The organism is Pantoea sp. LMR881, from assembly GCF_027157825.1.
Classification (GTDB): Bacteria; Pseudomonadota; Gammaproteobacteria; order Enterobacterales; family Enterobacteriaceae; genus Pantoea; species Pantoea haifensis.
Genome location: NZ_JAPVOK010000002.1, coordinates 1,553,537 through 1,575,058, shown reverse-complemented (window position 1 = coordinate 1,575,058; position 21,522 = coordinate 1,553,537). Strand labels below are relative to the sequence as shown.

At 51.7% G+C, this 21,522-nt stretch carries 13 protein-coding genes and 5 pseudogenes; all 18 read left to right on the top strand.

The genetic code is table 11. The annotated features are described in order from the left end of the window. The first annotated feature begins 128 nt into the window (after positions 1-128). The 18 genes and pseudogenes from tsf (at position 129) to O3W44_RS09250 (ending at position 21,518) form a co-directional block, all read left to right on the top strand. Positions 129-979, top strand: a pseudogene (gene tsf / locus O3W44_RS09335) (translation elongation factor Ts). A gap of 154 nt (positions 980-1,133) precedes the next feature. Next, positions 1,134-1,859 (top strand): UMP kinase, encoded by a 726-nt coding sequence (gene pyrH / locus O3W44_RS09330; protein ID WP_269292846.1) that lies wholly within the window; start codon positions 1,134-1,136, stop codon positions 1,857-1,859. A gap of 143 nt (positions 1,860-2,002) precedes the next feature. Further along, a pseudogene (frr, locus tag O3W44_RS09325) lies at positions 2,003-2,559 on the top strand (ribosome recycling factor). A gap of 118 nt (positions 2,560-2,677) precedes the next feature. Further along, a complete protein-coding gene (gene ispC / locus O3W44_RS09320; protein ID WP_269292845.1) occupies positions 2,678-3,880 on the top strand; it encodes a 1-deoxy-D-xylulose-5-phosphate reductoisomerase in 1,203 nt (400 codons plus the stop codon). A gap of 171 nt (positions 3,881-4,051) precedes the next feature. Continuing rightward, positions 4,052-4,803, top strand: a pseudogene (gene ispU, locus O3W44_RS09315) ((2E,6E)-farnesyl-diphosphate-specific ditrans,polycis-undecaprenyl-diphosphate synthase). Positions 4,804-4,821: 18 nt separating this feature from the next. After that, positions 4,822-5,679 carry a phosphatidate cytidylyltransferase gene (gene cdsA / locus O3W44_RS09310; protein WP_269292844.1) on the top strand — a complete coding sequence of 286 codons (858 nt, stop codon included), beginning with the start codon at positions 4,822-4,824 and terminating at the stop codon, positions 5,677-5,679. Between the two features lie 12 nt (positions 5,680-5,691). Continuing rightward, positions 5,692-7,041: a sigma E protease regulator RseP gene (gene rseP, locus O3W44_RS09305; RefSeq protein WP_269292843.1), complete on the top strand. Its 1,350-nt coding sequence runs from the start codon at positions 5,692-5,694 to the stop codon at positions 7,039-7,041. Between the two features lie 51 nt (positions 7,042-7,092). Continuing rightward, positions 7,093-9,498: an outer membrane protein assembly factor BamA gene (bamA, locus tag O3W44_RS09300; protein WP_269292842.1), complete on the top strand. Its 2,406-nt coding sequence runs from the start codon at positions 7,093-7,095 to the stop codon at positions 9,496-9,498. A gap of 112 nt (positions 9,499-9,610) precedes the next feature. Further along, entirely contained in the window at positions 9,611-10,108 is a 498-nt protein-coding gene (gene skp / locus O3W44_RS09295) for a molecular chaperone Skp (protein WP_269292841.1), read from the top strand. Between the two features lie 3 nt (positions 10,109-10,111). Then, positions 10,112-11,137, top strand: coding sequence for a UDP-3-O-(3-hydroxymyristoyl)glucosamine N-acyltransferase (lpxD, locus tag O3W44_RS09290; protein ID WP_269292840.1), 1,026 nt, complete (start codon positions 10,112-10,114; stop codon positions 11,135-11,137). 152 nt (positions 11,138-11,289) lie between these two features. Further along, positions 11,290-11,745, top strand: a complete 456-nt coding sequence (fabZ, locus tag O3W44_RS09285) for a 3-hydroxyacyl-ACP dehydratase FabZ (RefSeq protein ID WP_031375286.1) — start codon at positions 11,290-11,292, stop codon at positions 11,743-11,745. Between the two features lie 3 nt (positions 11,746-11,748). Next, positions 11,749-12,536 (top strand): annotated as a pseudogene (gene lpxA / locus O3W44_RS09280) (acyl-ACP--UDP-N-acetylglucosamine O-acyltransferase). 3 nt (positions 12,537-12,539) lie between these two features. Then, on the top strand, positions 12,540-13,688 hold the full coding sequence (lpxB, locus tag O3W44_RS09275; protein WP_269292838.1) for a lipid-A-disaccharide synthase: 1,149 nt from the start codon (positions 12,540-12,542) through the stop codon (positions 13,686-13,688). Then, positions 13,681-14,307: a ribonuclease HII gene (gene rnhB, locus O3W44_RS09270; protein WP_269292837.1), complete on the top strand. Its 627-nt coding sequence runs from the start codon at positions 13,681-13,683 to the stop codon at positions 14,305-14,307. Before lpxB ends, rnhB begins: the two co-directional genes overlap by 8 nt. Positions 14,308-14,338: 31 nt before the next feature. Then, on the top strand, positions 14,339-17,821 hold the full coding sequence (gene dnaE / locus O3W44_RS09265; RefSeq protein WP_269292836.1) for a DNA polymerase III subunit alpha: 3,483 nt from the start codon (positions 14,339-14,341) through the stop codon (positions 17,819-17,821). Positions 17,822-17,833: 12 nt separating this feature from the next. Then, positions 17,834-18,790: an acetyl-CoA carboxylase carboxyl transferase subunit alpha gene (accA, locus tag O3W44_RS09260; RefSeq protein ID WP_269292835.1), complete on the top strand. Its 957-nt coding sequence runs from the start codon at positions 17,834-17,836 to the stop codon at positions 18,788-18,790. Between the two features lie 119 nt (positions 18,791-18,909). Continuing rightward, entirely contained in the window at positions 18,910-21,102 is a 2,193-nt protein-coding gene (locus O3W44_RS09255; RefSeq protein WP_269292834.1) for a lysine decarboxylase LdcC, read from the top strand. 27 nt (positions 21,103-21,129) lie between these two features. Continuing rightward, a pseudogene (locus O3W44_RS09250) lies at positions 21,130-21,518 on the top strand (VOC family protein). Positions 21,519-21,522 lie beyond the last annotated feature (4 nt).

Below are 21,522 nucleotides of genomic sequence, written 5' to 3'. Positions count from 1 at the left end.
CCAAACTTGGCCCCTTTATTTTATCCAAGTCTGTTACGCCCCTGTTCAGGAAGGCGGGACAGAATAAATTTTCCGCAATAAGTGCCTGCTGGTGCAAATGTACACAGGTACGAACCGAGGATTCTGGAATGGCTGAAATTACCGCTGCATTGGTAAAAGAACTGCGTGAGCGTACTGGCGCGGGCATGATGGACTGCAAAAGGCGCTGACTGAAGCAAGCGGCGACATCGAGCTGGCTATCGAAAATATGCGTAAGTCTGGCGCAATTAAAGCGGCGAAAAAAGCAGGCAACGTAGCTGCTGACGGCGTGATCAAAACCAAAATCGTTGGTGACTACGGTGTTATTCTGGAAGTTAACTGCCAGACTGACTTCGTGGCAAAAGACGGCGGTTTCCAGGCATTCGCTGATAAAGTGCTGGACGCGGCTGTAAGCGATCGCGTCACTGACGTTGAAGTTCTGAAAGCGCAGTTCGAAGAAGAGCGCGTTGCCCTGGTTGCTAAAATCGGTGAGAACATCAACATCCGTCGCGTTGCAGTACTTGAAGGCGAAGAGCTGGGCAGCTACCTGCACGGCGCACGTATCGGCGTACTGGTTTCAACCAAAGGCGCTAACGAAGATCTGATCAAGCAGATCGCTATGCACGTTGCAGCGAGCAAGCCTGAGTTTGTTAAGCCAGAAGACGTTTCTGCTGATGTCGTTGAGAAAGAGTACCAGGTTCAGCTGGACATCGCGATGCAGTCTGGCAAGCCAAAAGAGATCGCTGAGAAAATGGTTGAAGGCCGCATGAAGAAATTCACCGGCGAAGTTTCTCTGACAGGTCAGGCTTTCGTTATCGACCCAAGCAAAACCGTTGGCCAGGCTCTGAAAGAGCAGGGCGCTGACGTGATCAACTTCATCCGCTTCGAAGTGGGCGAAGGCATCGAGAAAGTTGAATCTGACTTCGCTGCAGAAGTAGCAGCAATGTCTAAACAGTCTTAATGCTCTGAAAGAACCGCCAGAAGGCGGTTCTTTTTGTCTGTGATACGCAACAGACACGTTTTCAGTCTCATCCCAATAGCAATTTTAATGCGTTAAGCGGATGATCGATCAGATTTAACTTATCTCTCATCATATCTTCCAGGAAGAATTAGCCATGGCGACCAACGCAAAACCTGTTTATCAACGTATCCTGCTAAAACTGAGTGGTGAAGCACTGCAAGGTGCCGAAGGTTTTGGTATTGACGCGAGTGTGCTTGACCGCATGGCACAAGAGGTAAAAGAGCTGGTCGAACTGGGCATCCAGGTTGGCGTTGTTATTGGCGGCGGTAACCTGTTCCGTGGGGCGGGTCTGGCACAGGCGGGTATGAACCGCGTGGTGGGCGACCACATGGGTATGCTGGCAACGGTGATGAATGGTTTGGCAATGCGTGATGCGCTGCACCGTGCTTATGTTAATGCGCGCCTGATGTCAGCGATTCCACTGAATGGCGTGTGTGATAACTACAGTTGGGCAGAGGCAATTAGCCTGTTGCGTAATAACCGTGTTGTTATCTTCTCTGCGGGTACGGGTAATCCTTTCTTTACCACGGACTCAGCTGCTTGCCTGCGCGGTATTGAAATCGAAGCCGACGTCGTATTGAAAGCCACCAAAGTTGACGGTGTCTATTCTGCCGATCCGGTAAAAAGCCCGGATGCCACTTTATACGAGCAGTTAACCTACGCTGAAGTGCTGGATAAAGAGCTTAAAGTGATGGATCTGGCCGCCTTTACGCTGGCTCGTGACCATAAATTGCCGATCCGCGTCTTCAACATGAATAAGCCTGGTGCGTTGCGTCGCGTCGTCATGGGTGAAAAAGAAGGCACCCTGATTACGCATTAATACCCGAGGCGAGATAAAATAAGGTATATTCTGTCAGCGCGATGATAACGCATCGCGCACCAGTCAGGATTATCGATGATTATCGATCCCGCTTCCGGTTATGCCGGAACTGGCCAGGTCAAACCGAATCCAAGGGTTTCAACGTGATTAACGACATCAAAAAAGATGCTGAAACGCGCATGGACAAATGCGTGGAAGCATTCAAAAACACCATCAGCAAAGTGCGCACCGGTCGTGCTTCACCTTCGCTGCTCGACGGCATTATTGTCGAATATTACGGCACGCCGACGCCGCTGCGTCAGCTGGCTTCCGTTACCGTAGAAGACTCACGCACGCTGAAAATCAACGTGTTTGATCGTTCACTCGGCCCAGCCGTTGAAAAAGCGATCATGGCGTCTGACCTCGGTTTAAATCCAAGCTCAGCTGGCAGTGACATTCGTGTTCCGCTGCCTGCGCTGACCGAAGAACGCCGTAAAGACTTGATCAAAATCGTGCGCGGTGAAGCCGAGCAGGGTCGCGTATCAGTCCGTAACGTACGTCGCGATGCCAACGACAAAATCAAAGTGCTGCTGAAAGATAAAGAGATCAGCGAAGACGACGAACGTCGTGCGCAAGATGAGATCCAAAAATGACTGATGCACATATCAAGAAAGTTGATGCTGCGCTGTCAGAAAAAGAGACGGAGTTGATGGATTTCTAATTCCATTAATGCCGGACAAAACGCCGTACAGAGAGGTATTCAAATGAATGCGACATCTGGCGGCGTTTTACATTGTGCTTTCGGGCACGGCCTGTTTTGACTTCACATGGATAGCATCATGAAGCGATTAACCTTGCTGGGTTCAACCGGATCGATTGGCACCAGCACGCTGGCGGTCATTAGCGCCAATCCCGATCTTTATCAGGTGACCGCATTAGTCGCCGGACACAATGTCACGCTCATGGCTGAGCAATGCGCGCAGTTTAAGCCTCGTTATGCCGCCATGGCAGATGAAGCCTCGGCCAGCGCGCTGCGTGAGCGACTGAGAGCACTCAATATCAACACCGAAGTGCTCTCCGGCGTTCAGGCGGCGTGTGAACTGGCTGCGCTGGATGAAGTTGATCAAGTGATGGCGGCGATTGTTGGCGCATCAGGATTACTGCCAACCTTAGCCGCCATTCGCGCCAGTAAAACAGTCCTGCTGGCAAACAAAGAATCCCTTGTCACCTGCGGCCGTTTTTTTATGGAGGCGGTGCGTCAACATAATGCGCAATTGCTGCCGGTCGACAGCGAGCACAATGCTATTTTTCAGAGTTTACCGGCTACCATCCAGCATCAGTTAGGTTACGCTGACCTGCGGGATAATGGTATTGAGTCCATTATCCTTACGGGATCGGGTGGCCCTTTTCGTGACACACCATTAACCGATTTGGCAGCAATGACGCCAGATCAGGCATGTGCACATCCGAACTGGTCGATGGGACGAAAAATTTCTGTCGATTCAGCCACCATGATGAATAAAGGTCTTGAATACATTGAAGCCCGTTGGTTGTTTAATGCCAGCGCAGCGCAGATGGAAGTGATTTTGCATCCACAATCGGTCATTCACTCTATGGTGCGATACTGCGATGGTAGCGTGTTGGCTCAACTGGGTTCGCCGGATATGCGTACGCCGATTGCTCACAGCATGGCGTGGCCTGCACGCATCAATGCAGCAGTAACGCCACTGGATTTTACCCGCATGTCGGCGCTGACATTTGCCGAACCCGATTTTGGGCGCTATCCCTGCCTGAAACTGGCTATTGAAGCCTGTGATGCCGGGCAGGCAGCGACCACTACGCTTAACGCCGCCAATGAGGTTGCCGTCGCGGCTTTCCTGAATCACCAGATTCGTTTTACTGACATCGCGGCACTTAACAACGCAGTGCTGGCGGCACAGACGTGTCAGGAACCGGATTCGGTGGACGCCGTCCTTGAAATCGATCGCATGGCGCGTGCCGCTGCAACAGAAATGTTGCCGCGCTTCACGTCATTACACTGATCGCGCCGAGGTCGTTTGTTCACTTCCGGTGGAAATGGTATAGTCGCAGGCTCGCGTTTAACGGTCTGTCACCGAATTCGGTGTGGCCCGGCATACAGTGTCGGGATTTGTACCGGGCGCAATGTATTCAGAAACCACAGCATTTCTGATGAAAGGAATTGATTACGCGTTATGTCGTCTAACAATCACAACAAAACCGATGACCAACAGGGAACCGGTCCGCGTCACGTTGCTATCATTATGGATGGCAATGGTCGCTGGGCTAAAAATCAAGGAAAGTTGCGTATTTCCGGTCATAAAGCGGGTGTTAAGTCGGTGCGTCGCGCCGTCAGCTTTGCTGTCAGTAACAATCTGGAATCATTAACGCTTTACGCTTTCAGTAGTGAAAACTGGAGTCGTCCAGCGCAAGAAGTAACAGCCTTGATGGAACTCTTTGTTTGGGCGCTTGATAGCGAAGTCAAAAGCCTGCACAAACATAATGTCCGTCTGCGGATTATTGGCGACATTAGTCGTTTCAGTGCCCGTATTCAGGAACGGATTCGCCGTTCTGAGTCGCTGACAGAGAACAACGATGGCCTGACGCTGAACATTGCCGCTAACTACGGCGGGCGTTGGGATATTATCGAAGGCGTAAAAAAGCTGGCTGAACAGGTTCAGGAAGGGCTACTGCGACCTGACCAAATAACCGAAGAGAGTCTGGCGCCCCATCTGTGTATGCAGGATCAAGCGCCAGTGGATTTAGTGATAAGGACCGGGGAGAGCATCGGATTAGCAACTTCCTGCTGTGGCAAATTGCCTATGCTGAATTCTATTTTACCGATGTTCTTTGGCCGGATTTCGATGAACACGTTTTTGAAGGTGCACTGAATGCATTCTCTCTGCGGGAGCGTCGCTATGGCGGCGCTGCACCAGGCGGCGCCTGAGCAATCTGGGGGTAACCTTTGCTGAAGTCTCGTCTGATTACCGCGTTTATTTTAATTCCGCTGGTGATTGCTGCGCTGTTCTGGTTACCGCCTGTTGGCTTTGCGATTACAACCATCATTATTTGCATGCTTGCCGCCTGGGAATGGGGGCAGTTGGCGGGTATGGCATCCCGTCAACAGCGTATCTGGCTGGCTGTGCTTTGCGGCTTGCTGCTGGCGCTCATGCTCTTCACTCTTCCTCCTTATCAGCATGATGTTCATCTGCCTCAGGTCGCGACTTCGCTTTGGGCGTCGCTCGTGTGGTGGATTGCGGCATTGCTGTTAGTGCTTTTCTATCCCGCTTCAGCAGCATTATGGCGTCATTCGCGCCCGCTACGGCTGCTGTTTGGCGTATTAACCATTGTTCCTTTCTTTTGGGGCATGCTGGCGCTGCGTCAGTATCATTACGATAGCGACCACTTTGCAGGTGCCTGGTGGCTACTGTTTGTCATGTTTTTGGTATGGGGCGCTGATTCTGGGGCCTATATGTTTGGCAAACTGTTTGGTAAACACAAGCTGGCACCGAAAGTCTCACCCGGTAAAACCTGGGAAGGCTTTATCGGCGGGCTGATCTCTTCGGCAGTTATCGCCTTGTTATTTGCCAGCCTGGCGCCACTTACTGTTTCTGTTGGAACGCTGGTCGTTTGTGCGGTGATTGCTACCTTAGCGTCCGTTTTGGGCGATCTCACGGAGAGTATGTTTAAGCGTGAAGCAGGCATTAAAGACAGTGGCAATTTAATTCCTGGCCACGGTGGTATCCTTGATCGCATCGATAGCCTGACTGCAGCCGTGCCGGTGTTCGCCTGTTTATTGCTACTGGTGTTCCGCACCCTCTGAGGACAGGCCAAGATGTTGAGCATAATCTGGAGTTTTGTCGCCTTTATCGTTGCACTTGGCGTATTAATTACCGTACATGAGTTCGGCCATTTCTGGGTGGCACGACGTTGCGGTGTCAAAGTTGAACGTTTCTCCGTTGGTTTTGGTAAAACGCTGTGGCGACGTTTTGATCGTCACGGTACCGAATTTGTCATTGCACTGATTCCGCTGGGTGGCTACGTCAAAATGCTCGATGAGCGCGTAGAGAGCGTACCCGCCGAATTACGTCATCAGGCTTTTAACAATAAAGCTATCTGGCAACGTGCGTCTGTTATCGCTGCCGGCCCTGTCGCCAATTTCATCTTCGCTATCCTTGCTTACTGGGTTGTGTTTATTCACGGCGTGCCTGGCGTACGCCCGGTAATCGGTGAAATTTTAAACGGTTCGGTCGCTGCAGAAGCGCAAATTGCACCTGGAATGGAACTTAAGGCAGTTGACGGTATCGAAACGCCTGACTGGGATGCTGTGCGTATGGCGCTGGTGGCTAAAATCGGCGACAGCAGCACCACCGTAACGGTTGCGCGTTTTGGTGAACAGGCAACGCAGCAGAAGCAGCTTGATTTGCGTAACTGGCACTTTGAGCCAGATAAGCAAGATCCGGTAGTGTCATTGGGTATCCGCCCGCGTGGTCCGCAGATTGAAACCACGCTGGCTGAAGTGCAGGCTGATTCTCCTGCCAGCGAAGCCGGTTTGCAAGCTGGCGACAGGATCGTTAAAGTCGATGGTCAGCCATTATCGCAGTGGCAGGCTTTTGTCGCGCAGGTACGGGATAATCCCGGAAGAAGTATGGCACTTGAGGTGGAACGCAGCGGCGAATCGGTGCAGTTAACGATGACGCCAGAAGCGAAACCTGGAGACAAATCGGAAGGATTTGCGGGAGTCATTCCACGAATCGTTCCGCTACCGGAAGAGTATAAAACGGTACGCCAGTATGGTGCGTTTGCGGCTATTGGTGAGGCCAGTGTAAAAACCTGGCAACTGATGAAGCTGACTGTTTCCATGTTGGGCAAGTTGATAACCGGTGATGTGAAGTTGAACAACCTGAGCGGGCCAATTTCGATTGCGCAAGGTGCAGGATTGTCAGCAGAGTACGGGATGATTTATTACCTGATGTTCCTGGCGCTGATAAGCGTTAACCTGGGCATCATCAATCTGTTCCCTCTGCCGGTTTTAGATGGTGGGCACTTACTCTTTCTGGCGATCGAAAAGATCAAAGGTGGACCGGTGTCCGAGCGAGTTCAGGACTTTAGTTATCGCATTGGCTCAATTCTGCTGGTGTTGTTAATGGGGCTTGCACTTTTCAATGATTTCTCACGTCTGTAATTGCTGGATAGCGGACTGACGTGGGATGTGTTAGGAAAACGCATAATAACGATGGCGATGAAAAAGTTGCTCATAGCGTCGCTGCTGTTTAGCAGCGCCACCGTTTACGGTGCAGACGATTTCGTGGTGAAGGATATTCATTTCGAAGGGCTGCAGCGAGTCGCCGTCGGCGCGGCTCTGCTGAGCATGCCGGTACGAGTTGGTGATACGGTCTCTGACGATGACGTCAGAAATACCATTCGCTCGCTGTTTGCGACCGGCAACTTTGAGGATGTTCAGGTCCTGCGAGACGGTAATACGCTGATTGTCCAGGTTAAAGAACGCCCTACCATTGCCAGCATTACCTTCACCGGTAACAAAGCGGTGAAAGAGGATCAGCTCAAACAAAACCTTGAAGCCTCAGGCGTGCGCGTTGGCGAAGCGTTAGACCGCACCACCATCTCTTCCATTGAGAAGGGCCTTGAAGACTTCTACTACAGCGTCGGTAAGTATACGGCCAGCGTTAAAGCTGTCGTGACGCCACTGCCACGTAACCGTGTCGATCTCAAACTGGTCTTTACTGAAGGTGTCTCTGCAAAGATTCAGCAGATTAACATTGTCGGTAACAAGGCTTTCAGTTCTGATGAGCTGATTTCCCGTTTCCAGCTGCGTGATGAAGTGCCGTGGTGGAACGTGGTTGGCGATCGTAAATACCAGAAACAGAAACTGGCAGGCGATCTCGAAACACTGCGCAGCTTCTACCTCGACCGGGGTTATGCGCGCTTTAATATCGATTCCACGCAGGTGAGCCTGACGCCGGATAAAAAAGGCATCTATATCACCGTAAACATCACCGAAGGCGATCAGTACAAGATTGCAGGTGTGATTGTGAACGGCAGCATGGCGGGTCACTCAGCGGAAATTGAGCACCTGACAAAAATCCCTGCGGGCGAGCTGTACAACGGCACCAAAGTCACGCAGATGGAAGATGACATCAAGAAGCTGCTTGGCCGCTATGGTTATGCCTATCCGCGCGTGGTGACACAGCCGGAAATCAACGATGCGGATAAAACCGTTAAGCTGCACATCAACGTTGATGCAGGCAACCGCTATTACGTGCGCAATGTCCGTTTTGAGGGCAACGACACCTCAAAAGATTCCGTACTGCGCCGCGAAATGCGCCAGATGGAAGGCGCATGGTTAGGCAGCGATCTGGTTGAGCAGGGCAAAGAGCGTTTAAACCGCACCGGCTACTTCGAAACCGTTGACGTCGATACGCAGCGCGTTTCCGGCTCGCCTGACCAGGTTGATGTGGTCTACAAGGTAAAAGAGCGTAACACTGGTACCTTTAACTTTGGTGTGGGTTACGGCACCGAAAGTGGCGTCAGCTTCCAGGTGGGGGTCACGCAGGATAACTGGCTGGGCACCGGTAACACCGTAGGCATTAGCGGCACCAAAAATGACTATCAGACCTATGCTGAAGTGTCATTAACCGATCCCTATTTCACGGTTGATGGTGTTAGCCTGGGCGGGCGTCTGTTCTATAACGACTTTAAAGCGGATGACGCCGATCTCTCTGACTATACCAACAGAAGCTATGGTTTAGACGGCACCTTAGGTTTCCCGGTCAATGAGAACAACACGCTGCGAGTCGGTTTAGGCTATGTGCATAACGACTTGTCTGACATGCAGCCACAGGTTGCGATGTGGCGTTATCTTGACTCGGTTGGCAAGCCGCAACAGCTCAACGACGATGGCGATTTCTCTGCGGATGACTTCACCTTCAACTATGGCTGGACTTATAACACGCTGGATCGTGGTTTCTTCCCAACGTCCGGTAACCGCACAAATCTGAACGGTAAGATCACGATCCCAGGTTCAGATAACAATTTCTATAAAGTCACGCTCGACAGCCAGCAGTACGTGCCGATTAACGAGGATCGTACCTGGGTGCTGTTAGGACGTGGTCGCGTAGGTTACGGTGATGGCTTAGGCGGCAAAGAGTTGCCGTTCTATGAGAACTTCTATGCAGGTGGCTCTAGTACCGTGCGTGGTTTCCGCTCTAATACCATTGGTCCTAAAGCGGCATACCTGAACGACAACTCCTCAACCTGTTCCGGTGCTAACCGGGTCTGTTCGTCGGATGATGCTGTAGGCGGTAATGCGATGGCAATCGCCAGCCTTGAGCTGATTACGCCAACGCCATTCCTGAGCGAGAAATATGCGAACTCGGTCCGTACCTCGCTGTTTGTCGATGCGGGTACAGCCTGGGATACCAAGTGGGAAAATGACGCCGATACGCGTGCCGCAGGTGTACCAGACTACAGCGATCCGAGTAATATTCGTGTATCAAGCGGTATCGCACTACAGTGGATGTCGCCGCTCGGTCCGCTGGTGTTCTCTTATGCTCAGCCGATCAAGAAATACGAGGGAGACAAGTCAGAGCAATTCCAGTTTAACATTGGTAAAACCTGGTAATGTTCTGAGCATGGATGCATAAGCAGAAGTATTGCCGTCGGCCAGGGCTAAAAGACTGTGCCGCGGCAAACACTGTGTCGCTGACACAAACGTTGATGGTAAGGAGTTTATAGTGAAAAAGTTGTTGTGTGCCGCAGGTCTGGGTCTCGCTTTAGCGGTTTCCGCGGGTGTTCAGGCTGCTGACAAAATCGCAGTGGTAAACGTGTCCAGCATTTTCCAACAGTTACCGCAACGTGCGACTGTTGCTAAACAGCTGGAAAACGAGTTCAAAGGCCGGGCAACTGAGTTGCAGAGCCAGGAACGCGATCTGCAAACCAAGATGCAGCGTCTGCAGCGTGACGGATCAACCATGAAGGCCAGCGAACGCAGCCGCATGGAAAAAGACGTTATGTCACAGCGTGAAGCCTTCTCATCTAAAGCGCAGGCTTTTGAGCAGGACAACCGCCGTCGTCAGATGGAAGAGCGTAACAAGCTGCTGAGCCGTATCCAGGATGCGGTGAAAAAAGTGGCTGACGACGATGGCTACGATGTGGTAATTGATGCCAACGCCGTGGCTTACGCGTCAAACGCGAAAGACATTACTGCTGACGTGCTGAAACAGGTTAAATAATCAATGTCATCTATTCGACTGGCTGATTTAGCCCAGCAGTTGGATGCAGAATTGCACGGAGATGGCGATATCGTCATCTCCGGCATTGCTTCTATGCAATCCGCCACAACTGGCCAAATCACTTTTCTTGCAAACAGCCGTTACCGCGAGCAACTCGCCCTGATTAAGGCTTCAGCCGTGGTGCTGACGGAAGCGGATCTGGAGTGGTGCAACACGGCCGCGTTAGTGGTGAAAAATCCTTATCTGACCTATGCCCGTATGGCACAACTGCTTGATACCACGCCACAACCTGCTCAGAATATTGCGCCGAGCGCGGTAATCGACCCGAGCGCCAGATTAGGCAACAACGTGTCTGTTGGTGCCAATGCGGTGATCGAAGCAGACGTTGAGCTGGGCGACAACGTGGTGATTGGTGCAGGCTGTTTTGTTGGTAAAAAAACGCGCATCGGCAGCGGCACGCGTTTATGGGCTAACGTTTCCGTCTATCATGAGATTCAAATCGGTCAGGATTGTCTGATTCAATCGGGTACGGTTATCGGCTCTGATGGCTTCGGATATGCCAACGATCGTGGCAATTGGGTGAAAATTCCTCAGCTGGGTGCGGTAATTATCGGCGATCGCGTCGAAATTGGTGCCTGTACGACCATCGATCGCGGTGCCTTGGATAACACTCACATCGGCAATGGTGTTATCATAGACAACCAGTGTCAGATCGCCCACAACGTGGTTATTGGTGACAATACTGCGGTGGCAGGCGGTGTGATCATGGCGGGTAGTTTGAAAATTGGACGTTACTGTATGATTGGCGGCGCCAGCGTCATTAACGGCCATATGGAAATCTGTGACAAAGTGACCGTAACCGGTATGGGTATGGTAATGCGTCCCATCACAGAGCCTGGTGTATACTCTTCAGGCATTCCGTTACAACCTAACAAAACCTGGCGTAAAACTGCAGCTCTGGTGATGAACATCGATGATATAAGCAAACGCTTAAAAGCCATCGAGCGTAAAGTCGGTAAAGACGACTAAGCGGCATCCCAAAACTGACCGGCTTTCATAATAAAAGTGATAAGCAGGGAAGCCAGGCGCCACAGAAACTATTTGCGGCCTGCGAAAGATCATATTGATCGGTGCAGGCCGTGTTATTGATGTCATCAGATTTTTAGGACAGGAAGAGTATTTTGACTACTGAAACTCATACTCTGAAAATTGAAGAGATTTTAGAGCTGCTGCCGCACCGCTATCCGTTTCTGCTGGTTGACCGCGTGCTGGAATTTGAAGAGCACAAATATCTGCGTGCAGTGAAGAACGTTTCTGTTAATGAACCGTTTTTCCAGGGACATTTCCCTGGTAAACCGATTTTTCCTGGCGTTCTGATCCTCGAAGCGATGGCACAGGCAACCGGTATTCTGGCGTTTAAAAGCGTGGGTAAACTGGAGCCGGGCGAGCTGTACTACTTCGCTGGCATCGACGATGCGCGTTTCAAACGTCCAGTAGTTCCGGGCGACCAGATGATCATGGAAGTGACTTTCGAAAAAACCCGCCGTGGTCTGACCCGCTTTAAAGGCGTGGCGACAGTAGACGGAAAAATCGTTTGTGAAGCCACTATGATGTGTGCCCGCAGCCGGGAGGCATAATTCGTGATTGATCCAACCGCCAACATCCATCCCAGTTCTGTCATTGAAGACGGGGCCATTATTGGTCCCAACGTTCACATCGGCCCGTTCTGCTTTGTTGGGGCGAATGTGGAAATTGGTGAAGGAACAGTCCTGAAGTCGCATGTGGTCATCAATGGCCATACGCGTATCGGTAAAGATAACCAGATCTACCAGTTCGCCTCCATTGGTGAAGCGAATCAGGATCTGAAATATGCCGGTGAACCGACACGCGTTGAAATCGGCGATCGCAACCGTATCCGCGAAAGCGTGACTATCCACCGTGGCACCCTACAGGGCGGCAGCGTGACGACAGTTGGCAGCGATAACCTGCTGATGGTCAATGCACACATCGCACATGACTGTGTGGTGGGTAATCGTTGCATTTTTGCCAATAACGCCACCTTGGGTGGGCACGTTACGGTTGATGATTTCGCGATTATCGGTGGTATGACAGCGGTGCACCAATGGTGCATTATCGGTGCCCATGTCATGGTTGGCGGTTGTTCAGGCGTGGCGCAGGATGTCCCCCTTATGTGATTGCACAAGGTAACCATGCAACGCCGTTTGGTATCAATATCGAAGGCCTGAAACGCCGTGGCTTCAGCAAAGAGTCGCTTCACGCTATTCGTAACGCCTACAAATTGCTTTATCGCAGCGGTAAAACGCTTGATGAAGTGAAGCCGGAAATTGAAGAGCTCGCAAAGCAGCACAGCGAAGTGCAACCTTTTTACGACTTCTTTGCCCGCTCCACCCGTGGATTAATTCGCTAATTCATGTCATCGCGTCCCTTAACGATTGCCATTGTCGCCGGAGAAACCTCCGGCGATATTCTTGGCGCAGGCTTGATTCGTGCGCTTAAAGCGCGCCATCCCGATGCACATTTCGTTGGCGTTGCCGGTCCGCTTATGCAAGCGGAAGGCTGTGAGGCCTGGTATGAAATGGAGGAGCTGGCGGTTATGGGCATCGTGGAGGTTTTAGGGCGTTTGTCGCGCCTGCTTAAAATCCGGCGCGATCTCACGCAACGCTTTATCGATCTCAAACCGGATGTGTTTGTTGGCATTGATGCGCCGGACTTCAACATCACGCTGGAAGGGAAGCTTAAACGAGCCGGTATACGCACCATTCATTATGTGAGTCCGTCTGTGTGGGCGTGGCGACAAAAACGAGTATTCAAAATTGGTCGTAATACCGATTTAGTGTTAGCGTTTTTGCCGTTTGAGAAAGCATTTTACGATCGCTTTAATGTACCTTGCCGTTTTATTGGCCATACGATGGCAGATGCCATGCCAATACAACCGGACAAACTGGCAGCACGCCGCCATCTTGGTATCGCCGATGACGCGCTCTGTTTGGCACTGTTGCCCGGGAGCCGTGGCGCGGAAGTTGAGATGCTGAGCGGGGATTTTCTCAAAACGGCGCAGTTGTTGAGGGTCAAATATCCGGCGCTGGAAATTGTCGTGCCGTTGGTTAATGCCAAACGTCGCGAGCAGTTTGAACAGATAAAAGCTGAGATTGCACCAGAATTACCCATGCACCTTCTGGATGGGAAAGGGCGCGAAGCTATGATTGCGAGCGATGCCGCATTACTGGCGTCAGGCACTGCGGCTCTGGAATGTATGCTGGCAAAATGTCCCATGGTTGTGGGATATCGCATGAAGCCATTTACCTTCTGGCTGGCAAAACGCCTGGTTAAAACGCCGTATGTATCATTGCCAAACTTGCTTGCCGGACGCGAGTTAGTAAAAGAGCTGCTACAGGATGAATGCCAGCCCCACGCATTGGCGGCGGCGCTTGAGCCGCTGTTGCATGCAGGCGTTGAGCGTGACGAACTGCTGAAAAATTTCTATGAATTACACCAACAAATTCGCTGGAATGCCGATGAGCAAGCGGCAGATGCGGTGCTGGAGATAGCGAATGCCTGATTTTATCTATCCGGTTGCTAATTTAATTGCAGGCGTAGACGAAGTTGGGCGCGGCCCATTAGTGGGCGCAGTGGTTACCGCAGCGGTTATTCTCGATCCGGCAACGCCGATTGCAGGCCTGGCAGACTCTAAAAAACTGTCAGAGAAACGTCGCCTGGCGCTGTATGACGAAATAAAAGAGAAGGCGCTGGCGTGGAGTGTAGGTCGCGCTGAGCCTGAAGAGATCGATCAGCTTAATATTCTGCATGCCACAATGCTGGCGATGCAGCGCGCGGTTGCAGGTTTATCTGTTACGCCAGACTTTGTGCTGATTGATGGCAATCGCTGCCCGGCATTGCCCATGCCTTCACAGGCGGTGGTAAAAGGCGACAGCCTGGTGGCTGAAATCAGCGCCGCATCGATTATTGCTAAAGTCACGCGCGATCGTGAAATGGCCGAGTTAGATCTGCTGTTCCCGCAATATGGATTTGCTCAGCACAAAGGTTATCCAACTGCGCTGCACATGGAAAAATTGACGCAACACGGCGCAACGCCGCATCATCGTCGCAGCTTTGCACCGGTGCGTAATGCACTCATCGACACCGACGTGCTGGCAACCTGCCAGACATCTACGCTTTAATAGCCTGACGCTGTTTTAACCGGAAACTGATATGGCTGAACCTCGTTTTATACATCTGCGTGTACACAGCGACTATTCTATGGTCGATGGTCTGGCGAAAATCGGGCCGTTAGTCAAAAAAGCGGCTGCGCTTGGTATGCCAGCAATGGCTATCACTGACTTTACCAATCTGTGTGGACTGGTGAAGTTCTATGGCAGTGCGCATGGGGCGGGTATCAAACCGATCATTGGCGCAGATTTCAATGTCGCCAGTGAACTGATGGGTGACGAACTGACGCAGTTGACGGTGTTAGCCAGCAACGATATTGGTTATCAAAACCTTACCTTACTGATTTCGCGTGCCTATCAGCGCGGTTACGGTGTTGCCGGTCCGATCATCGATCGCGACTGGCTCATTGAGCGACAGGAAGGGTTGATCCTGCTGTCAGGCGGACGACGCGGTGATGTTGGTCGCAGCTTGCTACGCGGAAATAGCGCGCTGGTTGCACAGTGTCTGGATTTTTATCAGCGCCATTTTGCCGATCGCTACTATCTGGAGCTGACGCGTACGGGTCGCCAGGATGAAGAGAGCTATCTGCATGCGGCCGTTGAGCTGGCTATCGCCGAAGGCGTGCCGGTAGTGGCGACTAACGAAGTCTGCTTTATCAATGCCGAAGACTTTGACGCGCATGAAATCCGCGTCGCGATTCATGATGGCTATACGCTGGACGATCCAAAACGTCCCCGCAACTACAGTCCTCAGCAATATATGCGCAGCGAAGAGGAGATGTGCGAGTTGTTCTCGGACATCCCGGAAGCGTTGGAAAATAGCGTAGAGATTGCTAAGCGTTGTAACGTCGCCGTGCGATTGGGCGAATATTTTTTGCCTCAGTTCCCGACGGGTGACATGACGACCGAAGATTTTCTGGTAATGAAATCACGCGAGGGGCTGGAAGAGCGTCTGGAATTTCTGTTCCCGGATGCGGCTGTACGCGCCGAAAAACGGCCAGAATATGATGAACGTCTGGAAATCGAACTCAACGTTATCAATCAGATGGGCTTTCCAGGCTACTTCCTGATTGTGATGGAGTTTATTCAGTGGTCGAAGGACAACGGCGTGCCGGTTGGGCCTGGTCGAGGCTCAGGTGCAGGATCGCTGGTGGCCTATGCGCTGAAAATTACCGACCTCGATCCGCTGGAGTTTGACCTGCTTTTCGAACGCTTTCTGAATCCGGAACGTGTTTCAATGCCAGACTTTGACGTTGATTTCTGCATGGAAAAACGCGATCAGGTTATTGAACACGTTGCGGATATGTATGGTCGTGAAGCGGTATCGCAGATCATCACTTTCGGCACCATGGCGGCGAAAGCCGTTATCCGTGACGTAGGGCGCGTGTTGGGGCACCCCTACGGCTTCGTTGATCGTATTTCTAAACTGATCCCGCCCGATCCTGGCATGACGCTGGAAAAAGCCTTTGTCGCTGAACCACAGCTGCCAGAAATGTACGATGCGGATGAAGAGGTTAAGGCGCTGATTGATATGGCGCGTAAGCTGGAAGGCGTCACGCGTAATGCCGGTAAACATGCCGGTGGTGTGGTAATTGCACCCACTAAAATTACCGACTTTGCCCCGCTTTACTGCGATGAAAACGGTCAGTATCCGGTTACCCAGTTCGATAAAAATGATGTGGAATATGCGGGCCTGGTGAAGTTTGACTTCCTGGGATTGCGTACACTGACCATCATCAACTGGGCACTGGAAATGATTAACGCCCGGCGTGAAAAGCAGGGCGAACCGCCAATTGATATCGCCGCGATCCCGCTCGACGATAAGAAAAGTTTCGATATGCTGCAGCGTGCGGAAACCACAGCGGTTTTCCAGCTGGAATCACGCGGCATGAAAGATTTGATTAAGCGCCTGAAGCCTGACTGTTTTGAAGACATGATTGCGTTAGTGGCGCTGTTCCGTCCTGGTCCTTTGCAGTCAGGTATGGTGGATAACTTCATTGACCGTAAACATGGTCGTGAAGCCATTTCCTATCCCGATATTCAGTGGCAGCACGAAACCCTGAAGCCGGTGCTGGAGCCGACTTACGGCATCATCCTTTATCAGGAACAGGTGATGCAGATTGCGCAGGTGCTTTCCGGCTATACCCTTGGCGGTGCAGACATGCTGCGTCGTGCAATGGGTAAAAAGAAACCGGAAGAGATGGCGAAGCAGCGTTCTGTGTTTAAAGAGGGCGCAGAGAAGATGGGCGTCGACGGTGAGCTGTCGATGAAAATCTTCGATCTGGTAGAGAAATTTGCGGGCTACGGCTTTAACAAATCACACTCTGCCGCTTATGCACTGGTCTCCTATCAAACCCTGTGGCTGAAAGCGCACTATCCTGCGGAGTTCATGGCAGCAGTTATGACCGCAGATATGGATAACACCGAGAAAGTGGTGGGGCTGGTTGACGAATGCTGGCGTATGGGCCTGAAAGTGCTACCGCCAGACATCAATTCCGGCCTGTATCAGTTTCACGTCAACCCGGAAGGGGAGATCGTCTACGGCATCGGCGCGATCAAAGGCGTTGGTGAAGGGCCGATCGAGGCGATCATTGATGCACGTAACGAAGGCGGCTACTTCCGCGAGCTGTTTGATCTTTGCGCCCGCACCGACACCAAAAAGATCAACCGTCGCGTGATGGAAAAATTGATTATGTCGGGCGCTTTTGATCGTCTGGGCCCGCACCGTGCCGCGCTCATGAGTTCACTCAGCGATGCGTTGAAAGCGGCCGATCAACATGCAAAAGCCGAGGCAACTGGCCAGGCGGACATGTTTGGCGTACTGGCTGAAGAGCCTGAGCAGGTAGAGAAATCCTACGCCAGCGTGACGCCGTGGCCTGAACAGGTACAGCTGGACGGTGAACGTGAGACGCTGGGTTTATACCTCACTGGTCATCCGATCAATCAATATTTAAAAGAAATTGAGCGTTATGTTGGCGGTGTGCGCCTGAAAGATATGCACCCGACCGATCGTGGTAAAATCACCGTTGCGGCCGGTCTGGTGATCGCGGCGCGCGTGATGGTAACCAAGCGCGGCAACCGAATTGGTATCTGTACTCTGGATGACCGCTCTGGTCGTCTGGAGGTGATGTTATTTACCGATGCGTTAGATAAATACCAGCAGTTGCTGGAGAAAGACCGTATCCTGATCGTCAGCGGACAGGTCAGCTTTGATGACTTTAGTGGAGGCCTTAAAATGACCGCCCGTGAAGTCATGGACATTGATGAAGCGCGCGAAAAATACGCGCGCGGACTTGCTATATCGCTGACGGACAGGCAAATTGATGACCAGCTATTAAACCGACTCCGTCAGTCCCCGGAACCCCATCGCTCAGGGACTATTCCGGTGCATCTCTATTATCAGAGAGCCGACGCGCGTGCGAAGCTGCGCTTTGGTGCAGCGTGGCGTATCTCGCCCTGCGATCGTTTACTTAACGATCTGCGGTCGTTGATTGGATCGGAGCAGGTGGAACTGGAGTTTGACTAAAACAGGAACATTATGAGTCTTAATTACCTGGATTTTGAACAGCCAATCGCAGAACTGGAAGCGAAAATTGATTCGCTTACGTCGATTGGTCGTCAGGATGATAAACACGTAAATCTGGATGAAGAAGTGCAGCGTCTGCGCGAAAAAAGCGTTGAGCTGACCCGTAAAATCTTCGCCGACTTAGGCGCATGGCAGATCGCTCAACTGGCGCGCCATCCTTTGCGTCCTTACACGTTTGACTACGTTCGCAACGCCTTCGACGATTTCGATGAGTTGGCGGGCGACCGCGCTTATGCCGATGATAAAGCCATTGTCGGTGGTATTGCGCGTCTCGACGGACGTCCGGTGATGATCATTGGTCATCAAAAGGGCCGTGAAACCAAAGAGAAGATTCGTCGTAACTTTGGTATGCCAGCGCCTGAAGGCTATCGTAAAGCCTTGCGCCTGATGGAGATGGCAGAACGTTTCAAAATGCCTGTTATTACTTTCATTGACACGCCGGGAGCTTATCCGGGCGTGGGTGCAGAAGAGCGCGGCCAGTCTGAAGCCATTGCACGCAATCTGCGTGAAATGTCAGGCCTGAAAGTGCCTGTTATCTGTACGGTCATCGGTGAAGGCGGTTCCGGTGGTGCACTGGCGATTGGCGTGGGCGACAAAGTTAACATGTTGCAGTACAGCACCTATTCGGTGATTTCACCGGAAGGATGTGCGTCTATTCTGTGGAAAAGTGCTGACAAAGCTCCTTTAGCTGCGGAAGCGATGGGCATCACGGCTGATCGTCTGAAGGAATTGAAACTCATTGATTCAGTGATCCCAGAGCCGCTGGGCGGGGCACACCGCCATCCGGTAGACATGGCCATTTCGCTGAAACAGCAGTTACTGGCCGATCTGGCTGAGCTTGACGGCCTGAGTACCGAAGAGTTACTGGATCGTCGCTATCAGCGTTTGATGAGCTACGGCTACGCCTGATACTGATCATTTAAAACTAAGCGGACTCCGGTCCGCTTTTTTTATGTCTGTAATCTGACAGCGGATCAAGGGGGAATTCGCTATGCTTACCCATGCCACAACAACCGAGGAGGTGTGCAGTGAATATTCTGGCGATCATGGGCGGGCACGGTGTGTTCTATAAAGATGAACCGCTGCGCGAACTGGACGCGGCGTTAGGTCAGCAAGGTTTCCAACTCATCTATCCCAAAAACAGTGAAGATCTGCTCAAGCTGATTGAACACAATCCACGGATTAGCGGTGTTATCTTTGACTGGGACGCCCATAACAGCCTGCAACTGTGCGGTGATATCAATCAGCTTAACGAACATCTGCCGCTCTATGCTTTTATTAACACCCATTCACAGATGGATGTCAGTATTAATGAAATGCGTATGGCGCTGCATTTCTTTGAATACGCGCTCAATGCCGCAGATGATATTGCGCTGCATATCCGCCAGTATACTGATGACTATCTTGATCACATCACACCGCCACTGACCAAAGCCCTCTTCACCTATGTGAAAGAGGGAAAATATACCTTTTGTACGCCAGGCCATATGGGCGGTACTGCATTTCAGAAAAGCCCGGTAGGCTGTTTGTTCTACGACTTTTTTGGCGCGAATACGCTAAAGTCCGACGTGTCGATTTCTGTTACCGAACTCGGTTCTTTGCTCGATCATACCGGGCCACATCTTGAGGCTGAAGAGTATATCGCGCGCACCTTTGGCGCTGAGCAGAGCTATATGGTGACAAATGGCACCTCAACCTCGAATAAAATCGTTGGTATGTACGCTGCGCCATCCGGAAGCACAGTGCTGATCGACCGTAACTGCCACAAATCGTTAACCCATCTGCTCATGATGAGCGATCTGGTGCCCATCTGGCTGAAGCCTACACGCAACGCACTGGGTATTCTGGGGGGCATTCCGAAGCGTGAATTTACCCGAGCCAGCATTGAGCAGAAAATTGCGGCCACACCGCGTGCGACCTGGCCGGTGCATGCGGTAATTACTAACTCGACTTACGATGGCCTGCTCTATAACACCCAGTACATCAAACAAACCTTAGACGTGCCGTCGATACATTTTGACTCAGCGTGGGTGCCGTACACCAACTTTCATCCAATCTATGACGGCAAAAGCGGCATGAGCGGTGAGCGCATCCCGGGAAAAGTGGTATACGAAACGCAATCGACGCATAAACTGCTGGCAGCATTTTCCCAGGCATCGATGATCCACATTAAAGGCGACTATGATGAGCAGACGTTCAATGAAGCCTACATGATGCACACCACCACCTCGCCCAACTATGCGATCGTTTCCTCAATCGAAACGGCGGCAGCCATGCTGCGTGGCAATCCGGGCAAGCGACTGATTAACCGCTCAGTTGAACGTGCGCTGCATTTCCGTCGCGAAATTCAACGATTGCGGGAAGAGTCGGACAGCTGGTTCTTTGATATCTGGCAGCCGGAGCATGTAGACGAAGCGCAGTGTTGGGCGATCCAGCCTGGCGAGGAAGACTGGCACGGATTCACCCAGGCGGATCGCGATCATATGTATCTTGATCCGATCAAGGTGACTATTCTGACGCCGGGCATGAGTGAGCTCGGCGAAATGGCAGAAGAAGGGATCCCGGCTGCGCTGGTAGCAAAATTTCTTGATGAACGCGGCATTGTGGTTGAGAAAACCGGCCCGTATAACCTGCTGTTCCTGTTCAGCATCGGCATTGATAAAACCAAAGCGATGAGTGTACTGCGCGGCTTAACCGAATTTAAACGCGCCTACGATCTTAATCTGCGCGTAAAAAACATGCTGCCGGATCTGTACGCAGAAGATCCCGACTTTTACCGCAACATGCGCATCCAGACGCTGGCACAGGGCATTCATAAGATGATCCGCCAACACGATCTGCCGCGCCTGATGTTAAAAGCCTTTGATGTGTTGCCGGAGATGAAGATGACGCCGTATCAGGCGTTTCAGCAGCAGGTTAAAGGCAATATCGAAACGGTAGATATCAGTCAGTTAGTGGGCCGGGTCTCTGCCAATATGATTTTGCCCTATCCGCCGGGCGTACCGCTGGTAATGCCCGGCGAGATGATCACAGAGCAGAGCCGGGCGGTGCTCGATTTCCTGTTAATGTTGTGCAGTATTGGGCGTCATTATCCAGGCTTTGAGACGGATATCCACGGTGCTACATTGACGGAAGAGGGTGAATACCGGGTTCGGGTACTAAAAAGTGAACAGGTTCAGACCAATGCGGATTGCGACAGTTCAGTGCGGTCCGTAAGGTAAAGGATTGATTACGCTTAAGGAGCTGAAATGCTGCAGTTAACCCAAATTCATCACATCGCTATCATTGCGTCTGATTATCAGCGCAGTAAAGCCTTTACTGCGACGTACTCGGCTTTAGCCTGTTGGGAGAATATTACCGGGAAGCGCGCGATTCATGGAAAGGGGATCTGGCACTGGACGGTCAATATACTATTGAGCTGTTCTCTTTTCCCACGCCACCCGCGCGTGTCAGTCATCCTGAAGCCTGTGGGCTGCGTCACCTTGCGTTTACCGTCGTGGATGTAAAAGCTGCCGTACAGGCGCTGGCAGAAAAAGGCGTTGCTTGCGAACCGATCCGTATTGATGAACTTACAGGAAAGCAATGCACCTTTTTCGCTGATCCAGACGGTTTGCCGCTGGAGCTGTATCAGGCGTAAAATA

What these genes read in the sequence shown, in the direction of transcription:
- pyrH (WP_269292846.1), top strand. Translation starts at nt 1,134, where the DNA reads ATGGCGACCAACGCAAAACCTGTTTATCAACGTATCCTGCTAAAACTG.
- ispC (WP_269292845.1), top strand. Translation starts at nt 2,678, where the DNA reads ATGAAGCGATTAACCTTGCTGGGTTCAACCGGATCGATTGGCACCAGC.
- rseP (WP_269292843.1), top strand. Translation starts at nt 5,692, where the DNA reads ATGTTGAGCATAATCTGGAGTTTTGTCGCCTTTATCGTTGCACTTGGC.
- bamA (WP_269292842.1), top strand. Translation starts at nt 7,093, where the DNA reads ATGGCGATGAAAAAGTTGCTCATAGCGTCGCTGCTGTTTAGCAGCGCC.
- lpxD (WP_269292840.1), top strand. Translation starts at nt 10,112, where the DNA reads ATGTCATCTATTCGACTGGCTGATTTAGCCCAGCAGTTGGATGCAGAA.
- lpxB (WP_269292838.1), top strand. Translation starts at nt 12,540, where the DNA reads ATGTCATCGCGTCCCTTAACGATTGCCATTGTCGCCGGAGAAACCTCC.
- rnhB (WP_269292837.1), top strand. Translation starts at nt 13,681, where the DNA reads ATGCCTGATTTTATCTATCCGGTTGCTAATTTAATTGCAGGCGTAGAC.
- dnaE (WP_269292836.1), top strand. Translation starts at nt 14,339, where the DNA reads ATGGCTGAACCTCGTTTTATACATCTGCGTGTACACAGCGACTATTCT.
- accA (WP_269292835.1), top strand. Translation starts at nt 17,834, where the DNA reads ATGAGTCTTAATTACCTGGATTTTGAACAGCCAATCGCAGAACTGGAA.